Annotated in this window: 14 protein-coding genes and 1 pseudogene; 12 read left to right on the forward strand and 3 right to left on the reverse strand. The window is 41.1% G+C overall.

What is annotated here, in order from left to right; translation table 11 throughout:
- Window positions 1-116 precede the first annotated feature (116 nt).
- The 6 genes from BLO53_RS08345 (at window position 117) to BLO53_RS08370 (ending at window position 9,283) form a co-directional block, all read left to right on the forward strand.
- A complete protein-coding gene (locus BLO53_RS08345) occupies window positions 117-941 on the forward strand; it encodes an NUDIX domain-containing protein (protein ID WP_092060484.1) in 825 nt (274 codons plus the stop codon).
- 136 nt (window positions 942-1,077) lie between these two features.
- Window positions 1,078-2,298, forward strand: coding sequence for an SPFH domain-containing protein (locus BLO53_RS08350; protein WP_026489423.1), 1,221 nt, complete (start codon window positions 1,078-1,080; stop codon window positions 2,296-2,298).
- A 22-nt stretch (window positions 2,299-2,320) separates the two neighbouring features.
- Window positions 2,321-3,250, forward strand: coding sequence for a sugar kinase (locus tag BLO53_RS19625; RefSeq protein WP_092060486.1), 930 nt, complete (start codon window positions 2,321-2,323; stop codon window positions 3,248-3,250).
- 7 nt (window positions 3,251-3,257) lie between these two features.
- Complete coding sequence (locus BLO53_RS08360; RefSeq protein ID WP_092060488.1) at window positions 3,258-5,246, forward strand: methyltransferase domain-containing protein; 1,989 nt, start codon at window positions 3,258-3,260, stop codon at window positions 5,244-5,246.
- A gap of 111 nt (window positions 5,247-5,357) precedes the next feature.
- Window positions 5,358-7,481: a glycoside hydrolase family 3 C-terminal domain-containing protein gene (locus tag BLO53_RS08365; RefSeq protein ID WP_092060490.1), complete on the forward strand. Its 2,124-nt coding sequence runs from the start codon at window positions 5,358-5,360 to the stop codon at window positions 7,479-7,481.
- Between the two features lie 323 nt (window positions 7,482-7,804).
- Window positions 7,805-9,283 carry an L-fucose/L-arabinose isomerase family protein gene (locus BLO53_RS08370; RefSeq protein ID WP_092060492.1) on the forward strand — a complete coding sequence of 493 codons (1,479 nt, stop codon included), beginning with the start codon at window positions 7,805-7,807 and terminating at the stop codon, window positions 9,281-9,283.
- 160 nt (window positions 9,284-9,443) lie between these two features.
- Here BLO53_RS08370 and BLO53_RS19945 read toward each other — a convergent pair.
- Window positions 9,444-9,685 (reverse strand): annotated as a pseudogene (locus BLO53_RS19945) (flagellin N-terminal helical domain-containing protein); the annotation flags it as partial.
- A gap of 303 nt (window positions 9,686-9,988) precedes the next feature.
- On the opposite strand from BLO53_RS19945, the gene BLO53_RS08380 reads away from it, so the two are divergent.
- Window positions 9,989-10,951 carry a D-2-hydroxyacid dehydrogenase gene (locus tag BLO53_RS08380; protein WP_092060588.1) on the forward strand — a complete coding sequence of 321 codons (963 nt, stop codon included), beginning with the start codon at window positions 9,989-9,991 and terminating at the stop codon, window positions 10,949-10,951.
- 14 nt (window positions 10,952-10,965) lie between these two features.
- Here BLO53_RS08380 and BLO53_RS08385 read toward each other — a convergent pair whose 3' ends face one another.
- Entirely contained in the window at window positions 10,966-12,018 is a 1,053-nt protein-coding gene (locus tag BLO53_RS08385) for an alpha/beta hydrolase (RefSeq protein ID WP_092060494.1), read from the reverse strand.
- 483 nt (window positions 12,019-12,501) lie between these two features.
- Between BLO53_RS08385 and BLO53_RS08390 the strand changes: the two genes are divergently transcribed.
- From BLO53_RS08390 to BLO53_RS08400, 3 genes are read left to right on the forward strand one after another with little or no spacing between them, the layout of a single operon-like run.
- On the forward strand, window positions 12,502-12,696 hold the full coding sequence (locus tag BLO53_RS08390; RefSeq protein ID WP_207648470.1) for a GH-E family nuclease: 195 nt from the start codon (window positions 12,502-12,504) through the stop codon (window positions 12,694-12,696).
- 11 nt (window positions 12,697-12,707) lie between these two features.
- On the forward strand, window positions 12,708-13,229 hold the full coding sequence (locus tag BLO53_RS08395; protein ID WP_092060498.1) for a hypothetical protein: 522 nt from the start codon (window positions 12,708-12,710) through the stop codon (window positions 13,227-13,229).
- A complete protein-coding gene (locus tag BLO53_RS08400) occupies window positions 13,219-13,563 on the forward strand; it encodes a DUF2185 domain-containing protein (RefSeq protein ID WP_092060500.1) in 345 nt (114 codons plus the stop codon). Before BLO53_RS08395 ends, BLO53_RS08400 begins: the two co-directional genes overlap by 11 nt.
- Window positions 13,564-13,617: 54 nt before the next feature.
- Here the strand turns inward: BLO53_RS08400 and BLO53_RS08405 are convergent, their stop codons facing one another.
- Window positions 13,618-15,165, reverse strand: a complete 1,548-nt coding sequence (locus tag BLO53_RS08405; protein ID WP_092060502.1) for an RICIN domain-containing protein — start codon at window positions 15,163-15,165, stop codon at window positions 13,618-13,620.
- A 285-nt stretch (window positions 15,166-15,450) separates the two neighbouring features.
- Here BLO53_RS08405 and BLO53_RS08410 point away from each other — a divergent pair, with 285 nt between their 5' ends.
- Together BLO53_RS08410 and BLO53_RS08415 are read left to right on the forward strand one after the other, a co-directional pair.
- Window positions 15,451-16,158: a hypothetical protein gene (locus tag BLO53_RS08410; protein WP_092060504.1), complete on the forward strand. Its 708-nt coding sequence runs from the start codon at window positions 15,451-15,453 to the stop codon at window positions 16,156-16,158.
- 100 nt (window positions 16,159-16,258) lie between these two features.
- The gene (locus BLO53_RS08415) at window positions 16,259-17,965 is read left to right on the forward strand and encodes a GH25 family lysozyme (RefSeq protein ID WP_092060508.1); all 1,707 of its coding nucleotides are present in this window, start codon (window positions 16,259-16,261) and stop codon (window positions 17,963-17,965) included.
- The last annotated feature ends 77 nt before the right edge of the window (window positions 17,966-18,042 follow it).

An 18,042-nucleotide genomic window follows, 5' to 3' on the forward strand; every position in this document is an offset into this window, starting at 1 on the left:
GTTGCACAAGACCGGCAAGCGAATGGATGCTTGCATACAAATTAATCTGTCTACATGGTAAAATGTATTACATGATATAAAAAAATGAGATTTATACCTATCATGGAGCGAGATGCATGACAAGTAAAAAGGATAAAAACGGGTTAACTGAAAAAGAATTCCTTCGAAATTACAAGGCTGATGGCTATGAAAAACCTTCTGTATCTACTGATATTCTTGTTCTTGGGACAAGTCCTGATCTTAAAAATATGAGAATTCTTCTGGTAAAAAGAAATGAGCATCCGTTTCTTGATATGTGGTCACTTCCTGGAGGATTTGTCCATCAGGATGAAACTGCTTATCAGGCAGCAGCGAGAGTTCTATCTCAAAAAGCCGGCCTTGAAAATACATACCTTGATCAGATCTATACCTTTACAAGGCCTGGAAGAGATCCCAGGACCTGGGTTATGAGTATAGCTTATCTGGCACTTGTTTCGGATACCCGGGATGAAGTAGTGGATGGGACTTATAAGACTATGGAGTCGGCGTGGTTTGATATGATTATCGATCAGGACGAGATTAGATTTGTCAATCAGAATAGACATGTGGAAATCAAGTATTCTATAGAGAGTAAGTCTTTTAAAAATGGAAGGATAACCTACGAGAACCTGGTTTCGACGCCAGCTTCCAAGGAGCTGCTTGCATTTGATCATATTGAGATCATCATTGAATCTATTTTAAAGCTCAAGGCTGAATTTGAGCATACAGATTTATCTTTTAACATGATTGGAGAAAAGTTTACACTGCCGGATCTTCAGGCTATTTATGAGCTTGTTCTTGGCAAGAAGCTGTACAAGACTAACTTTAGGGCACTCGTGGCTCCTAAGATAGAAGCTACCTGTGAAAAAAGAAAATCTATTATCAGTAACAAAATGTCAGCAGAATATAGATATATAGGATAGTAAAGATACGTTTCAGGCCTGATCACTGGAAATGATCAGGTCTTATTTTTTTCTTGACAAAGTAGTAAAATGCTACTAATATAAAATCAACAAAAGAAAGTAGCAAATAACTACTAATCAAATCGGGAGGCCCACTATGAAATTCAAAAAGTTTAAACCAAATGATTATGTAATGGTGATTAAAAATGGAAAGGTTGTCAGAGAGGGACTTGGACTGTCTGTATTATACAATGACCTTACAACCAGTATCATGGTTGCGCCATCTACAGCGTTTGATGGTGCATTCGCTTTTGATGACGTGGTAACAAGTGATTACCAGAGCGTATGTGTTCAGGGGGTTACAACATATATGATCACGGATTATAACAAGGCTGCCAAGATGCTTGATTTTGCGTATCAGCCTCCCATCCAGACAGATGACAAGATTGCAGAGCAGATGGCTCTTTTGGAAAAGAGAATCAACAACATCATTAAAGCTATCGTGATCAGAGAAGTTAGCAAGAAGGATGTTCGTACAATAATCAGACTTGCAGATGAGATGGCAGAGACAATAGAGACAGCGCTTACAAGTGATGAGTCTATAGCCAAACTTGGTGTTAGCATAGTTGCGATAAACATCCTGGGAATTAATCCTAAAGCGGAGACCAGAAAGGCTCTGGAGGCAGCAGCCAGGGAGCAGATCTTAAAGGAGCAGGACGATGCAATTTATATGCGTAGAAATGCTGCTATTGAACAGGAACGCGTTATCAAGGAAAATGAGATCAATACAGAGATCAAGGTAGCTGAAAAAGAGAAAGAGAAGGAAGAAAAAGAGCAGGAGATGAGGCAGTACGTGCTGCGCTGCGACCTGGATATGAAGAAGGAGCAGGAGGAAAGAGAGCAGGAGATGCGCCTTAAGGCTCTTAGAAGCGAACTTGCCATGAATACCGAGAAACAGGAAAAGGAATTCGCTCTTAAAGAGATGGCAGCTGCCAAGAAACTTCAGATTGAAAATAAGGAAATGCTGGGTAAGATAGAACTTGAGAAGAAGAACAGTGAATACACTGCTCTGGAAGTTGAAAATGAAAAGGCTAAGGCAGATCAGCAGGCATATGCACTTGCAGGAATTGTTAAGGCATACAATCAGCTCAACGTGGCTCTTGTTGAAGCTTGCGCAATGGCTCAGATGGATCCTGCCACACTTATGGCTAAGGCCTTCATGAACATTGGTGATAACGCAGACAAGATTGGGACAATCAACTTTACGCCAGATCTATTGCAGACATTAACTGGAGGAATCGCAAGGGAAACTGCAGGTCTGACAGCAGATAAAGTGAAGGACGCAGCAAATGCTGTGCTGGGACAGAAAAAGAAATAAGCAAGCAGGAGATACTTAAATTATGGACAGAGGGATGAATAAGGTAGTTCTCATAAAGCGCCGAACAAGATACGAGGAACTGAAAAGAAGATATAATACCGTAGAACAGGCCAGGTTCTACATTGAACATCTGGGAGCAGATTTCTCTGATTATGAAACAGAGGATAAAAACTATAACGCGGCTCTTGAAAGTGTGAGAAGCCTTGTTCGCCCAATGGCCAGACTTCAGGAAATAGACAGAGAATACCTGCCCAATATGATATTTGGCAAGGATGACATAGTTATCGCAGTTGGCCAGGATGGACTCGTAGCCAATGCCATGAAATATCTGGATGGACAGCCTCTGATCGGAGTTAACCCAGATCCTGCCAGATGGGATGGAGTTCTTTTACCATTTGAAACAGGGGATATTAAGGGTATTTTACCCAAGGTTATTGATGGAAGCTTTGATGCCAAAAGTGTTACAATGGGTAAAGTGGAATCTAAGGATGGCCAGGTCCTATACGCGGTTAATGACTTTTTTATCGGCGTATCCAACCACACATCTGCAAGATACCACATTAACTACCGTGATCAGGTTGAAAATCAGTCCTCATCAGGGATTATCATTTCTACTGGATTTGGAATGACTGGTTGGCACAAATCAGTTATGGCGGAATTTAGAGGAATGGCCAGGGCTTTTGGCATGGGGAGTGTTCCGGAACCATCATATGATTGGGGAGCGAGGCAATTGACATTTCAGGTAAGAGAGCCTTATCCTAGCAGATTTACTCAGGCAGATATTGTTTATGGACAGATTGGCGGAGACGAGAAGCTGATCGTTACTTCTGACATGAGTGAAAACGGCGTAGTCTTTTCAGATGGTATTATCGATGACACAATTGATTTCAATGCTGGTATGGAGATCAAGATTGGCGTCTCGGACCGTATTGGAAGGCTCGTGACCGGTTAGGAGTCATATGTCAGCAAGTTTTGATAAGTTTTTTGACCAGGATGGGAATATAAGAGAAGGGGTTCTTACAGGCAATACATGGCTTAAGCTTCTGACAGATACAGATAATGTATATGTTAATGCTGAGCGACTTGACAGTATTGGAAGTCTTTCTGGCAAAGAGACTTTAATGTATGTTATGCGCACTTTGGACATTCTTGATGAGATATCTTCAGAAAAAGAGCTTAACAAGCAGGAAAAGGATGTGATCGAAACAGTTCTTAAATGGTCTGAGGTTGCCAAGGGCGGTTTGTCTAAAGAGAGAAATGAATGGAGGAAAAAGGGTTATCCAATAGATATCCACAATATAGCCTCCGCTGAAATATATAAAGATGAAACAGGAGATGATGGCCTTATCTATACACTGATCAAGACTCATGGAGTTATTGGTCAGTGTATTCGCGGTGAGATCTCTGTTTCTGCAAACAAAGAGCTTCTTGCATATCGAAAGTATAATGCTCTCGATATGAAGAGGCTCTTACTTGTGCTCAACGAATGCATCATAAGGGCTGTTTCAGACAAAATATGGGATTCAGTAAAAGTAAGTACCAAGTCTCTTATAGACAATATAGTATCCGGAGAACTTACTGAGTTTTCTCCTCAGTACAGGCTTCAGAGACTATGTCCTGGTGAGATGGAATTCTTTGGAAGTGATGTGGACTTTTTTGCAAAAGAGATATTTCCTAAGTATGAGCTGTGGTATTTCGAAGCTGCTCTTTCCAGCTTTGATATGGGACAGATCAGGACAATCCTGACTAATACTGTAAAAGAAATAGAGATCTCAGGGCAGGAGGTTTTGCATCTTAACTTTAAGCCTCTGGCAGACAGCCTTCTCTATGATTATGAGGGCAAAAAGCATGTAAATGTCTACAAAAAGCGTATTATCGAAAAATATCTTTTGGATTCATCTGTCCAGAATGTGGATATCGACGTGAAGATAGAAAATAAGAGTGCTTTTGTGGATTTCAAGTTCTCAAAGGTCTGCGAAAAGCTTATTGAATTCTGCGTGGAAGCAGAAAGGAGCGGTCTTCTTACCTTTGAAAAGAGCATAATTGTTCTCTATGACATGTTTGGCTTTAGAAGAGATGCATTTGACAGGCTCAATAATGAAGACAAGTACCTGATGACTATGAATAATGTTTCTGCAAGCACCAAAGACAGCATCATTGATTATGTCACTGGAGAAAGTGTAGTGGATGTTGGATCAGGCGGTGGAATTCTTCTTGATAAGCTTGAAGGTAAATTCCCTGACAAGCAGATCATAGGAACGGATATATCTACCAATGTCATCGAAACTCTTGATCAGAAGAAACACAGAGAAGGCCACAAATGGAATGTTCTTGTGCACAACTTTGTGGATAGTACCATGGAAAGAGAAGTTGGAAGCATAATCTTTTCATCCATACTTCATGAAATATATTCATATACAGAAGGGACAAATGGGAAATTTGATATAGACAGCGTCAAGCTTGCTCTTAGAAATGCCTACGATAGCCTCGGCAAGGGCGGAAGGATCATTATAAGAGACGGAGTTAAAACAAGTGGTAATGCTGTAAGGAAAATAAGGTTTAAAACAGAGGCAGGACTTGATTTCTTCAAAAATTATGTGAAGGACTTTAAGGGGCTTAAGGACATTCCAGAGGAAAAGAAAGTTCTTTTTATAGATGAGGATAAACTCACGGTTGCAGGCGATATAAACTTTATCAGGGAATTTCTTTTTACATATACATGGGGAATAGAAAGCTATGCCCATGAGGTTCAGGAGCAGTTTGGGTATTTCACTCTTGAGCAGTACAGGGAGTTCTTTGAAGAGCTTGGAGCAAAGGTGATAGTAGCAAAAGAGCTTTTGGAGCCAGGTTATCCTGACAATCTTGGACAGTACCTGAATCTTCTTGATGAGAATGGAAATGTGGTGGAATACCCTGCTTCAAACTGCATAATTGTAGCTGAAAAATAAAACGCAAGTATTAAGAGGCATAGGGCAAAAAATGGTAAGAACATCAATCCTCCTTATGTAAAAATAGATAATACGGAAAGTATTATTTTGGAAAACTATGAGGATGAGTTGATGAACAGAGAAGAAGCAAAAAAGCGTGCACAGGAACTTGTTGCTAAGATGACTGTAGAAGAGAAGGCATCTCAGCTTCGTTATGATGCACCAGCTATCGACAGACTTGGAATACCAGCATATAACTGGTGGAATGAGGCTCTGCACGGCGTTGCAAGAGCAGGTACAGCCACAATGTTTCCACAGGCCATCGGACTTGCAGCAGCATTTGATGAAGAGCTTATGGGCGAGGTTGGCGAGATCATAGCAGAGGAAGCTCGCGCTAAATATAATGAGCAGGCTAAGAGAGAAGACAGAGATATCTACAAGGGTCTTACTTTCTGGGCTCCAAACGTTAACATTTTCAGAGATCCACGCTGGGGCAGAGGCCATGAGACTTATGGTGAGGATCCATTCCTTACAAGTTCTCTGGCAGTTCCTTTTGTTAAGGGAATGCAGGGTGACGGAGAATACATGAAGGCTGCAGCATGTGCCAAGCACTTTGCAGTTCACTCTGGACCTGAGGGCGAGAGACATTTCTTTGACGCCAAGGCAAGCAAGAAGGATCTTGAAGAGACCTACCTTCCAGCTTTTGAAGCCCTTGTAAAAGAGGCTGACGTAGAAGCTGTAATGGGTGCTTATAACAGAACAAATGGCGAGCCATGCTGTGCTAACAAGCCACTTATGGTGGATAAACTCCGTGGCGAGTGGGGCTTTAAGGGCCATTTTGTATCTGACTGCTGGGCTATCAAGGATTTCCATGAGAACCACAAGGTCACATCAAGTCCTGAGGAGTCTGCTAAGCTCGCTCTTGAAATGGGATGCGATCTTAACTGCGGATGCACATATCAGTCCATTATGAACGGTGTAAGAGCTGGTCTTATAGATGAGAAGTATCTTACTGAGTCTTGCGTAAGACTCTTTACAACAAGATTCCTTCTTGGAATGTTTGATAAGACAGAATTTGATGAGATTCCTTTTGAAAAGGTAGAGTGCAAAGAGCACCTTGCTGTTGCAAAGAGAGCAGCAAAAGAGTCAGTAGTTCTTCTTAAGGATGACGGACTTCTTCCTCTTAATAAGGACAACATAAAGACAATCGGTGTAGTTGGACCAAATGCTAACTCCAGATTGTCACTTATAGGTAACTACCATGGAACAGCTTCAAGATATGTAACAGTTCTTGAGGGAATCCAGGATAAGGTAGGAGATGATGTTCGCGTACTCTATTCAGAGGGCTGCGATATCTTTAAGAATAATATAAGTAACCTTGCAGATCCAAATCTTCCAGACAGATTGTCAGAGGCTCAGGCTGTTGCAGACCACTCAGATGTAGTAGTTGTTGTAGTTGGCCTTGACGAGAACCTTGAAGGAGAAGAAGGAGATGCGGGCAACCAGTTTGCATCAGGAGATAAGATCAATCTTAGCCTTCCACTTCCTCAGAGACAGCTCCTTTACACTGTTCTTGAGTGTGGCAAGCCTACAATCGTTATCAACATGGCTGGTAGTGCTATTGACCTTTCTAAGGCTCAGGAGGATGCCAACGCAATTCTCCAGGCATTCTATCCTGGAGCAAGAGGCGGCGCAGATGTTGCAGATATTCTCTTTGGAGAAGTATCACCATCAGGTAAGCTTCCTGTAACCTTCTACAAGTCAGCTGATGACCTTCCTGACTTCAAGGACTATTCCATGAAGAACAGGACCTACAAGTATTTTACAGGCACACCTCTTTATCCATTTGGATATGGTCTTACATATGGTGACTGCTATGTTAAGCCTGACTTCAACTTTAATGTCAAGTATGAAGACGCGGATAAGGCAACAGGTGCAGAGATTACAGTGACAGTTGCTAATGATGGCAAGTTCGATACAGATGAAGTTGTTCAGCTCTACATCAAGGACCTTGATTCTGAGTTTGCAACACTTAATCCAAGCCTTTGCGGATTTAAGAGAGTTCATGTTCCAGCAGGCGGAGAGGTAACAGTTACTCTTTCTATTAATGAGAGAGCCCTTACTTCTGTAGATGAGGAAGGTAAAAGAGCTATCTTTGCCAAGAACTTCAGACTCTATGCAGGTACTCAGCAGCCAGATGCTCGCTCAGAGGAACTTACAGGTCATAAGTGCATAAGCGTGGACTTTACTATTTGACATACCTCAGAGCCAGATCCGCAGGATGGTTTTGCTCTATAGATAACATGTACGTGTTTTGAAACATAACACGTACAACTTACAAGCAATTTGAATAATTTTGTATGCAATTTTTCTACGTTTTGATAGCTTGTAATTTGGATGCCTATGACAGATAATATGTATCGTCAGAAAAAGTATACAAGTGCAAAGTTGTATTTTTTCAACTTGGATATTGGCAGATCTTTTACATTGCACATGTGTGTATCGACCACTTGGAACGAATAGTTCTTGGGAGATAAAAGTTTTATGAAGGCGCCTATAGCGCAAGAAAGGGGATTTTTATGATTAACATTCCAGAAGTTAAAATTGGACTTGTTGCAGTAAGCCGTGACTGCTTCCCAGCATCACTTGCTGTCAACAGAAGAAAAGCTTTGGTAGAGGCTTATAAGAAGAACTACAACGACAAGGACGTTTATGAGTGCCCTGTTTGTATCATCGAGAGTGAGACTCAGACACTTGAGGCTCTTGAGGATGTTAAGAAGGCTGGATGTAACGCTCTTTGCGTATACCTTGGAAACTTCGGACCAGAAATTTCTGAGACACTTCTTGCTGAGAAGTTTGATGGACCTGTAATGTTCTGTGCTGCTGCAGAGGAGTCACAGGGCGACCTTATCGATGGCAGAGGAGATGCATACTGCGGTATGCTCAATGCTAGCTACAACCTTCACCTTCGTGGAGTTAAGGCATATATTCCAGAGTATCCAGTAGGAACTGCTGATGAGTGTGCTAAGATGATCAACGAGTTCGTACCTATCGCAAGAGCTCTTGATGGACTTGCAAACCTCAAGGTTATTTCATTTGGACCTCGTCCTATGAACTTCCTTGCTTGTAACGCTCCTATCCAGCAGATCTATAACATGGGTGCTGAGATTGAAGAGAACTCAGAGCTTGACCTCTTCGAGTCATTCAACAAGCACGCTGGAGATCCTAGAATTGCAGAAGTTAAGGCTGATATGGAAAAAGACCTTGGCGCTGGCAACAAGAAGCCTGAAATCCTTGAGAAGCTTGCTCAGTACGAGCTTACACTTCTTGACTGGATCGAAGAGCACAGAGGCGGTAAGAAGTACGTTTGTATCGCTGGTAAGTGCTGGCCTGCATTCCAGACACAGTTTGGATTTGTTCCTTGCTATGTAAACTCAAGACTTACAGGAAGAGGAATCCCTGTATCTTGTGAAGTAGATATTTACGGTGCTATTTCAGAGTTCATCGGAACATGCATTTCTGATGATGCTGTAACACTTCTTGATATCAACAACTCTGTACCTGCTGATATGTACGAGCAGTCAATCAAGGGCAAGTTCGATTACAAGCACACAGACACATTCATGGGCTTCCACTGCGGAAACACATGCACAAGCAAGCTTTCAAGCTGCGAGATGAAGTTCCAGAGAATTATGGCTAGAAACCTTCCTGAGGAAGTTACACAGGGAACACTTGAAGGAGATATCATTCCTGGAAACATCACATTCTACAGACTTCAGAGCACATCTGATAATCATCTTAAGGCTTATGTTGCACAGGGTGAGGTTCTTCCTGTTGCTACACAGTCATTCGGTGGTATCGGTGTATTCGCTATTCCAGAGATGGGAAGATTCTACAGACACATTCTCATCCAGCACAACTTCCCTCACCACGGAGCAGTTGCGTTTGGTCACTTCGGAAAGGCTCTTTACGAAGTATTTAAGTATGTTGGAGCAGAGGTTATTGGTTACAATCAGCCAGCTTCTCTTCCATACCCAACAGAGAATCCATTTGCATAATGCGATAAACATAGAAAGGGATGCAGAAATGCATCCCTTTTTTGTGATATAGGAAATTTCTTCATTCCTTATGACAAAAGAGTTAGAACTCCGGAATTTGACTGATTGGCCTGGGCAAGAACAGATTCTCCAGCTTTAGAGAGAATGTTAAGGTTTGAAAAGTTAAAGCGCCATCTGCAATCTGTACAAGGGAAATTCCATCCTGAGCATTGCTGGATGCTTGAGTGAGGCCTCTTACCTGTCTCCTCATTGTTTCAGAAATACCAAGACCAGCCGCATCATCAGCAGACCGGTTAATTTATAACCCGTCGAAAGTTTTTCTGCTGAGTACCGCTGGGAAACAGTAGTCATGCCATATTGACGATTTGCATTCATTCCAGAAATGTTGTGTTGTATTACCATAGGCTCCATCCTCTTAAAACGACACTCCTTGTCTTTTTTTATATCGGAATAAATATACATTAATCTTAGGACATATTAGTAAAATATATACGAAAAAATAAACAAAATTTCCCAAGTGAATCTGTGCATTATCACGGAGAAATATGGAGGACGGATACACTTGCAGAATGATTAATAGTACATAAAAATCAATATTTACACACATATTCTGCATATGTTATCATTTGAACGCAGAACCATATGGAATTATATACAGGCGAGTGTATAAATATACAGAAAATATTCTTTTTGAAAGGAACAGATATGAAAATAGTAGTAGCAGATAAAGACAGCGTTGGATCAGATATGGATTATAGCATTTATGATGAGCTTGGAGAGGTTACTTATTATGATGATAAGATAACAGAAGATAATGCCAAAGAAAGGCTTGCTGGAGCTGAGGTACTTATGATCAATAAAAGTGCCATTACTGATAAGATCCTTGATGATGCCCCGGATTTAAAGCTTATTTGCGAATTCGCAACAGGCTTTGATAATGCAAATATTCCTGCCTGCAACAGGCATGGGGTCAAGGTTGCCAATGTGGTCAATTATTCCACAGCATCTGTTGCGCAGCACACTTTTGCTCTTTTATTCTACCTTATGGAGAGTATGAGACATTATGATGAATTTGTAAAAAGTGGTGAATATGCAAATCAGCCACACTTCTGTTGCCTTGATATTCCATTTCACGAGCTTGATGGTATGACCTATGGAATAGTTGGCATGGGAAATATAGGCAGAAAGGTTGCTCAGATCGCAACAGCCTTTGGAGCCAAGGTTATCTTTTACTCTGCATCAGGTAACAGCACCTGCACAGACTACGAGAGAGTTGAATTCGATGAGCTATTGAGAAGAAGTGATGTCATCTCAATCCATTGTCCACTTAGTGACAGGACTAGAAATCTCTTTAGCGGGGATGTCTTTGATAAGATGAAAGATACCGCAGTCCTCATAAATGTTGCCCGAGGCGCTGTCGTAAGCGAACAGGACTTGGCTAATGCTCTTTTAAATAATAAAATAAAGGCCGCAGGTCTGGATGTTTTATATCCAGAACCCATGGCCAAAGATTCACCTCTTTTGCAGATACAGGATAGCACAAAACTCATGGTCACACCTCACCTTGCCTGGGCCAGCACTGAGGCCCGCCGCAGATGCCTTGAGGAGGTTAAAAAGAATGTTCAGGCTTACCAGAGGGGCGAAGCAAGAAATATTGTAAATCCATGATCGTAAAGTTTGCATTACTCTTTACTGAATGCAAGCTGAGCAAAATTATAAAAGCCAAGATACCAAATGCGGAAATCATGCTGTCCGTCAAGCTCCTGCCACATGTAGTTCTCACCATCGACAAATTGGTTGCATACAGAGGGCAGAGTCTTAGCTGCGGCGGAATGGCTAGAATAGGCTGTTCTGTCCTGAAGACCGCATATGTTATAAAAATAATAGATTGGATATTCATTGCCTTCAAGAATGCTAGCTGTCTTGGAGGCAATATTGCTTGTTGGGGCAGCTGAGAAGGCACCGAAATATCCAAACATATCAACGCATTCTCCGATACCAATGTTGATAGTCTGCATGCCACCCATGGAAAGCCCGGCAATTGCTCTATGGGCTCTGGCTTCTGAAAGGTCATACCCTTCCTTGTAATCAGCATATGTGCTGTAGTGTGAATCTATATATGGAATCAGGTCGTTTCTCAGCTCCTGACCAAATACATAGAAAGAATCTATGGCAGATGAACCGTTTTCTGCCTTATAATCACCTGCTCTTCCATTTGGAGTAACTACAATAAAGGACTCTATATCGCCATAATAGGCAAGATTATCCATTATTGCCTTTACTCTGGAAGTGCTCTTATTCATTCCCCATTCATCTTCATCTCCGCCAATGCCATGTAGCAGGATCATTACATTATATTTTTTATCCTCGCTATATCCTGCAGGCAAATAAATATTTGCTTCCTTGGTAAATTCATGGCCATCTCCGGCATAATCATGAGCTGTATAGGTGATCCTTTCTATAGTGCCTGCGCCTTCATCAGTACGAAGAGCTGTGTATCTTGGAAGAACCATATTTCCAACTTCTGCATGGGCTTCCTGTGGTGTTGTAGTAGAAGAACTGCTGGCATCAGTGTTCTCTGAGCTTGCATCTTCCAATAATATTTCATCTGAAATAGCACTGTCAGCCTCTTCGGAGTAAGATGTTTCTTGTGCAATTGCTTTCTCAATATCATTACCACAACCTGTAAGTAATAATCCCATAACTAATATCCCCGCTAATACCTTATTTTTCATTTTACAAATCCTTCCTGTATATAAGTATTTCAATGATATGTAGTGTAAGGCATTTCTTTACTTTTCTCTTACCATTTGTTTCTTGTCTCTAGCCATTTATTGCTAAGATTTCATGAGTAAAAATGAATCAGGAAAACACTATAAAATTTTCTATAATATATGCTTCACGATTGAAAACGGAATATGCAGAGAATATAAGAGAATTAAGCGAATGTGAAGGAATGAGCGATGAAAAATATAAATGTTTATACTGTTGAGTTTGAGATATAACTCAATTAACTTAAACTTCGTACATGAAAATGTTTTCTAGAACCTGCCTACGAGATCGCTTAATTTTGCAGAAAGGTTTAAACATATTTTTACGACTGCGAAGTTTCAGCTATTAAATATTTGAGACAAAAAAGAGTGCTATTTGTTATAATTGTAGGCGGCTAAGAATTGTGATATTTGGCTATGCTAAATGGGAATAACTGGGGGAACATAATGTCACATGAAGTAATGGAACCTCGCCAAGGGATAGTTGATTTTGGACATGAAGAGGGGAAATGCTATAACGATATGTTTTTAAAATACAGAGATAGAGATATTTCTTTGCAAGAATTAAAGGATTTTCAGGAAAATCCGGAAAACTTTAGAATAGAAATACCCTCGCCTAATAGAGGACATGCACATGAATAGGGAGGATAGATATGATAACCATTTTTGATGCAGCATTAATGGGTGATTTTGAATTATTAATGAAGATGTATAAAGGTGATGTCAATTGTATAAATGAGGATACAAAACTTAATTTACTACAAACAATTATGTGTGGAGATGGAAATTATGAACAACGCAAGGCAATGGTGTTTTTTTTGATTGACGAGGGAATTGATATTAACTATCAAGGTGGAAAACATAAGCGCAATGCTCTGCATATATTATATTCTTCATTGAATATAAGGGATGAAGAATTCATAATAACTATCACTAATACTTTACTTGAGGCAGGGATAGATATTAACCAAAAAGATGCTTTTGGTGCTATTCCGTTATCTTACTTGATATCAGGAAAACTAGGTAATGGTGTGGTTAAGAGTTTATTATCGGTTTTAAAAAAATACGGTGTTAAGTGTCATGAGAAGGATAATTATGGAAATTCGTGCGTGGATTACGCTAATCAGTTTCCATGGCGAAAAGAGATAGCGGAGGAAATGAAAAATGAGGATTGATAATTCTTTGTATGGGGGATTTGTTGTTTCTAAGAATGTGTTAAACGGGATTCCTATCAGATATTCTTACAGAGAAAAAAGTAACATAAAAGAGCTGAATGGATGGACAATCTATTCAGATATAGATGATGACGAATATGTGAGTGATTCCAACAATTTTGTAATAGTAACAGCGGAGACGTTGTTTGAAAAAGCACAGGTCATAAAGGAAATATTTGATGCACCATATGGAACGGACTTATGTTGGTTATATGAAGAAGGCGTGCATACCGGATTCTATGATTTAAAAAATGATAAAGAGGTTACAATAGAACAGATAAATAAAGGTTTTTAAATTTGCTAATATAATAAGGCCTGTATCTCAGATGGATACAGGCCTTTGATAATATTAGAATCCAACACAGTTGCCCTTTAATGTGGCACCCTTAATGTTATTCTTTCCGTTTTTAGATGTGCAATCCTGGATTACCGCTGTTCCAAAGGTTACCTTTTTGCCAAGAGCAGAAGGTGTTCCTTCCTTTGGCCAGTTGAAGTTGTATTTCTTGTTGCTGTCTGCTGTGCACTTTTTCATAGTTACAACTCCGCTCTGGTTATTTCTGTCAAAGCCAGAAGCGTAGTTACCAACTGCTGAACATCCTTCCAAAACATGATTAAGTGGGTCAAGGTGAGCGGCAACACCGGAAGTCTTGTTATCAACTCCGCCAAGTTTAAAGCCGTTACCATCACCGTAGATACCGTCGCAATATCCATTGTAGTTTGCCTTACAGTTCTTAAAGGTTACAGCCCCATGTGCTGCATAGAGATCCCATCCATCATCACTGTTATATTCGGCGACGCAGCCTTCGAAATAGTTGCCGGTTCCTGAATGGAGCTTACAAGCAAATCCGTCAGCATTTTCACCCTTGGGATCTGCATTGTGATGTGAAGTGCAGTTGTAGAATTTGTTGTTGGAGCCGCCGTTACTGATCTGGAAACCGGCATCCTTGTTGTAGCAGCAGGTTACATTGGTAAAAGTATTGTTGTTGCCATCGATAAAGATACCGTTGTCAGCAGCATTTTTTACTGTAAAGTTTGAAAGATTGCTGCCACTTCCTGAGATGGTGATTCCTCTTCCAGAGCTTCCGCTTGTGGATGAAAAATCAATTGTGGCATTGTTCTTACCAGTGATATGCACACCGGAAGGAAGTTTTACGGAGCCACTCTTTACAGTACCGTCAATAACAATTGTGGTGCCACTCTTAGCCTTGCTGATAGCAGAAGAAAGAGATGTTCCACCATTCTTAACTGTAATAGTGCTGCCACTTGCGCTTCCTGAACCGCTACCAGAGCCTGATCCAGAACCTGAACCGCTACCGGAACCACCCCCGGAGCCTGATCCGTTAGAGCAAGCTTCGAATTTGAATTGCTGATAGGTGTTTTTCTTGTTGTACTTCCAGGTAACAATGTTGGCGCCAGCATCTACTGCTGCGTTATATACGCTTACAGCCTGTTTTTCAGAGCCACATTTGCTCTTAAGAGCTACAACTCCGTCAGAAATCTTAACTACCTTAAAAATCTGTGAATCCTTGCCATTAGCTGGCCAAATCTGAATGTTAGTACCGTCTGCTGATTTGCCCCCGTTTACGTCAAGCATACGGCCACCAGCCATACCACTTTTAATTGTGATATAGTTGCTACCCAGGTTTGTAACATACCACTTCTGACAGGCATTGCCATTTCCTGTCCACTGCTGGACATTGGCGCCGTTTGCGTCGGAAGCATTAGCAACATCAACATACATCTGGCTGTTGATGTTCTTAATGTAATACCATCCGTCTGAGATGATATTAGATGCAGCTTCTGCCTTTGGAGCTGTGGTTGCTATGGCAGAAGAAGCCACTATCACAGAAGCTGTCGTGATAGCGATAACAACCTTTTTGATCAGTTTTTTGAACATACCTTCTTGTCCTCCCTTATTAAGTTAAGTATAGTTTTGCCTCCACAAGCTAAAACATAAGGAAATCATAACACGCATGAATACTGGATGTAAACGCTTTCATAAACGTAAAAATGTATGAAAATGCGCACTTTCTTTTGGCGATAATTACAATAATCGTAAAAATTGGGAATAAAATATAATCTACCTTTGAATTCGGGATATATATAAACTACAATGAAAGTATCTTGGATTTGAGTTACACGTAATAAAAGAATAAACAAGAGAATGTGAGGAATAGAGGACATGAAAATAAGAAGATTGGGTGGTTTACTGGCAGGACTTACACTAGGTGTCTGCAGCCTGGTATTAAATCCTGTGAAGTCTGAGGCAACAGAAGGGCTATCAACCTCCTATGCGGATATTTCTGAGGAAACAAGTATTCAGCAGAGTACAGATATAACGAGCTCAACTGGTGACATGGAAGAGGAAAAAGAGGAAGAAAAGATTGTTATTCCTCAGAATAATGTGGTTAATTCAAATGGCAAGCAGGTAAAGTCAACTGTAGCTGGCAACTATTATGCCTGGTCTGTTCCTGGGTTTGCTGTTATAACCCCAGAGTACGAGCTCCAAAAACAAGCCAATTTTATGATACTCGAGTATTTCTTTGTAACTACATGGGACATAGATGCAAGGACAGCTCCTGCAGCTATCGACACTATGAGTATTGTGGCACAGTCAGAAGAAGCTACTCTTGGAGCATCTTTTCAGATGACAGTCAGCAGACTCTTTTCCACTAAGGTATATCCAATGGTCAATGAAGAGATGAAGGTTGGAACAATGATTGAAATACCTGCAGATTTCAAGGAAGAAGGAGCCTCTTATGCTGTGGTATGTGTAAGAAGTGGCGGTGTATATGAAATCCTGCCGGATCTGGATGAGGACCCTGCTACTATAACATTTAATGCCCATGCTGGAACCGGAGCATACGGAATCCTAAGATACAGGGAGTAAATACTAAGATTTTAAGGCATCATCACAATTGTGGTGGTGCCTTTTATTTGTTATAATTAAAATGTTAAGAAAAACTTAAAATTCATATGAGGGGAATAGTATGTTTAAAAGTGTCAAGAAAGCTTTACTTTCTGCAGCAGCGCTTCTGGGGGCAGTAGCGTTTCTGTCTTTATCACCTGTAGCTGAGACTACAGTCAGTGCCAGAGGCCCGGAAATTGCCATGGGAGTTGATGTGGCTAAATATCAGGGCGCGATCAACTGGCAGCAGGTCAAGAATTCTGGTGTTAAATTCGCCATGATCAGAGTTGGAACAACTAAAAAGGGAATGGATGAACAGTTCATCAACAATATAAATGGTGCTAATGCAGCAGGCATCAGAACTGGTATCTATATCTATTCTTATGCGACAAATCCTGAGCAGGCCGCAGCAGAGGCCAATCAGGTTCTCGCATGGATTGCGCCATATACAGTATCATTTCCTGTAGCAATTGATATTGAGGACTCATGTCAGAAGGGGCTCAATCCAGCTCAGCTTCAGGCTATTGCAGATACATTCTGCGGAATAATGTATGCTAACGGTTATGAGCCTATGGTATATGCCAGCAAGAACTGGTTCATGGGCAGAATGCCAGTAGTTTCTGCACCTAAGTGGGTTGCTCAGTACAGCGGAGCGTGCGAATATCCTGGAGAGTATGCAATGTGGCAGTCTACAAGCCATGGACAGGTTGCAGGTATCCCTGGAAGAGTAGATATCGATCATCTTTATTCAGATTACTTTAGCCGTTTGATTCCAGAGGGATTTAACAGTTATGGTGGAAATATATATTATTATCACAATTATAGAAAGCTCTATGGCTGGCTTAACCTTTCGAATGGAAGATATCATGCAGATGCTACTACAGGTATCATTAATGCAGGATGGTTCCAGGATGAATCAGGAATATATTACCTTGATCCAGCTCAGGGCGGACTTGCCAAGGTTGGCTTTGCAGATATTGCAGGGGCAAGATATTTCTTTGACGCAAATGGTGTAAGACGTACTGGCCTTATTGATGTTGGCGGGGCACTGGTTTACGCCAATGCAGATGGTGTCTGCCAGAAGGGCCTTATTCCTCTTGAGGATGGTGTTCACTATTTTGATGATCAGTATTTAATGCACGTGGGACTTACTCAGGTTGGAAATAAGCTTTATTATTTCAATGAAAAGGGTGTAATGCAGACAGGAATGCTGGCCTTTGAAGTTGGAAAGTTCATGTTTGGCGCAGATGGTGCTGCTATTTCTGGCTGGTTTTCCAATGAACTTGGACAGAGATTTTATTTTGGACAGGATTTCAGGGCTTATGTAGGCCTTCAGCAGATTGATAAAGATGTATACCTTTTTGGCAATGACGGAGTAATGTTTACAGGCTGGACAGGTGAAGTAGGTGCCAGATATTATTTCGGCGCAGATGGCAAGATGGTAAAAGGCTGGAATGCAATAGACGGAAGAGCTTTCTACTTTGGGGCTGATGGACTTATGGCTACAGGGCTGGCTCCACTTAAGGACGGAGTTTACTTCCTTGATCCTACAGATGGACACATGGTTGTAGGCTGGGTTCAGCTTCCTGATGGATGGAGATACTTTGATGCCAACAATGGCAAGATGCTTGCAGGCGTAACTGCTGTTCTGGATAATGTTGAGTGTACTTTCGACAAGGGCGGACTTTTGGCAGCACCTGCTGGCTGGGTTCCAGGAACACCTGCTCCTGTAGATCCTGCAATAGTTGCTGCAGCTCAGACTCCGGCAACTCCTGCTACTCCACAGTAATAGAAACAGATACATAAACAGATACATCAAGGACCTGCGGGGGAAAATACCTTCGCAGGTTTTTATTTGATTAAAAT

This window comes from Butyrivibrio sp. INlla14 (assembly GCF_900102515.1).
GTDB lineage: Bacteria > Bacillota > Clostridia > Lachnospirales > Lachnospiraceae > Butyrivibrio.

Coding starts and splice junctions, on each gene's coding strand:
- BLO53_RS08345 (WP_092060484.1), top strand. CDS start 117: ATGACAAGTAAAAAGGATAAAAACGGGTTAACTGAAAAAGAATTCCTT.
- BLO53_RS08350 (WP_026489423.1), top strand. CDS start 1,078: ATGAAATTCAAAAAGTTTAAACCAAATGATTATGTAATGGTGATTAAA.
- BLO53_RS19625 (WP_092060486.1), top strand. CDS start 2,321: ATGGACAGAGGGATGAATAAGGTAGTTCTCATAAAGCGCCGAACAAGA.
- BLO53_RS08360 (WP_092060488.1), top strand. CDS start 3,258: ATGTCAGCAAGTTTTGATAAGTTTTTTGACCAGGATGGGAATATAAGA.
- BLO53_RS08365 (WP_092060490.1), top strand. CDS start 5,358: ATGAACAGAGAAGAAGCAAAAAAGCGTGCACAGGAACTTGTTGCTAAG.
- BLO53_RS08370 (WP_092060492.1), top strand. CDS start 7,805: ATGATTAACATTCCAGAAGTTAAAATTGGACTTGTTGCAGTAAGCCGT.
- BLO53_RS08380 (WP_092060588.1), top strand. CDS start 9,989: ATGAAAATAGTAGTAGCAGATAAAGACAGCGTTGGATCAGATATGGAT.
- BLO53_RS08385 (WP_092060494.1), bottom strand. CDS start 12,018: ATGAAAAATAAGGTATTAGCGGGGATATTAGTTATGGGATTATTACTT.
- BLO53_RS08390 (WP_207648470.1), top strand. CDS start 12,502: ATGTCACATGAAGTAATGGAACCTCGCCAAGGGATAGTTGATTTTGGA.
- BLO53_RS08395 (WP_092060498.1), top strand. CDS start 12,708: ATGATAACCATTTTTGATGCAGCATTAATGGGTGATTTTGAATTATTA.
- BLO53_RS08400 (WP_092060500.1), top strand. CDS start 13,219: ATGAGGATTGATAATTCTTTGTATGGGGGATTTGTTGTTTCTAAGAAT.
- BLO53_RS08405 (WP_092060502.1), bottom strand. CDS start 15,165: ATGTTCAAAAAACTGATCAAAAAGGTTGTTATCGCTATCACGACAGCT.
- BLO53_RS08410 (WP_092060504.1), top strand. CDS start 15,451: ATGAAAATAAGAAGATTGGGTGGTTTACTGGCAGGACTTACACTAGGT.
- BLO53_RS08415 (WP_092060508.1), top strand. CDS start 16,259: ATGTTTAAAAGTGTCAAGAAAGCTTTACTTTCTGCAGCAGCGCTTCTG.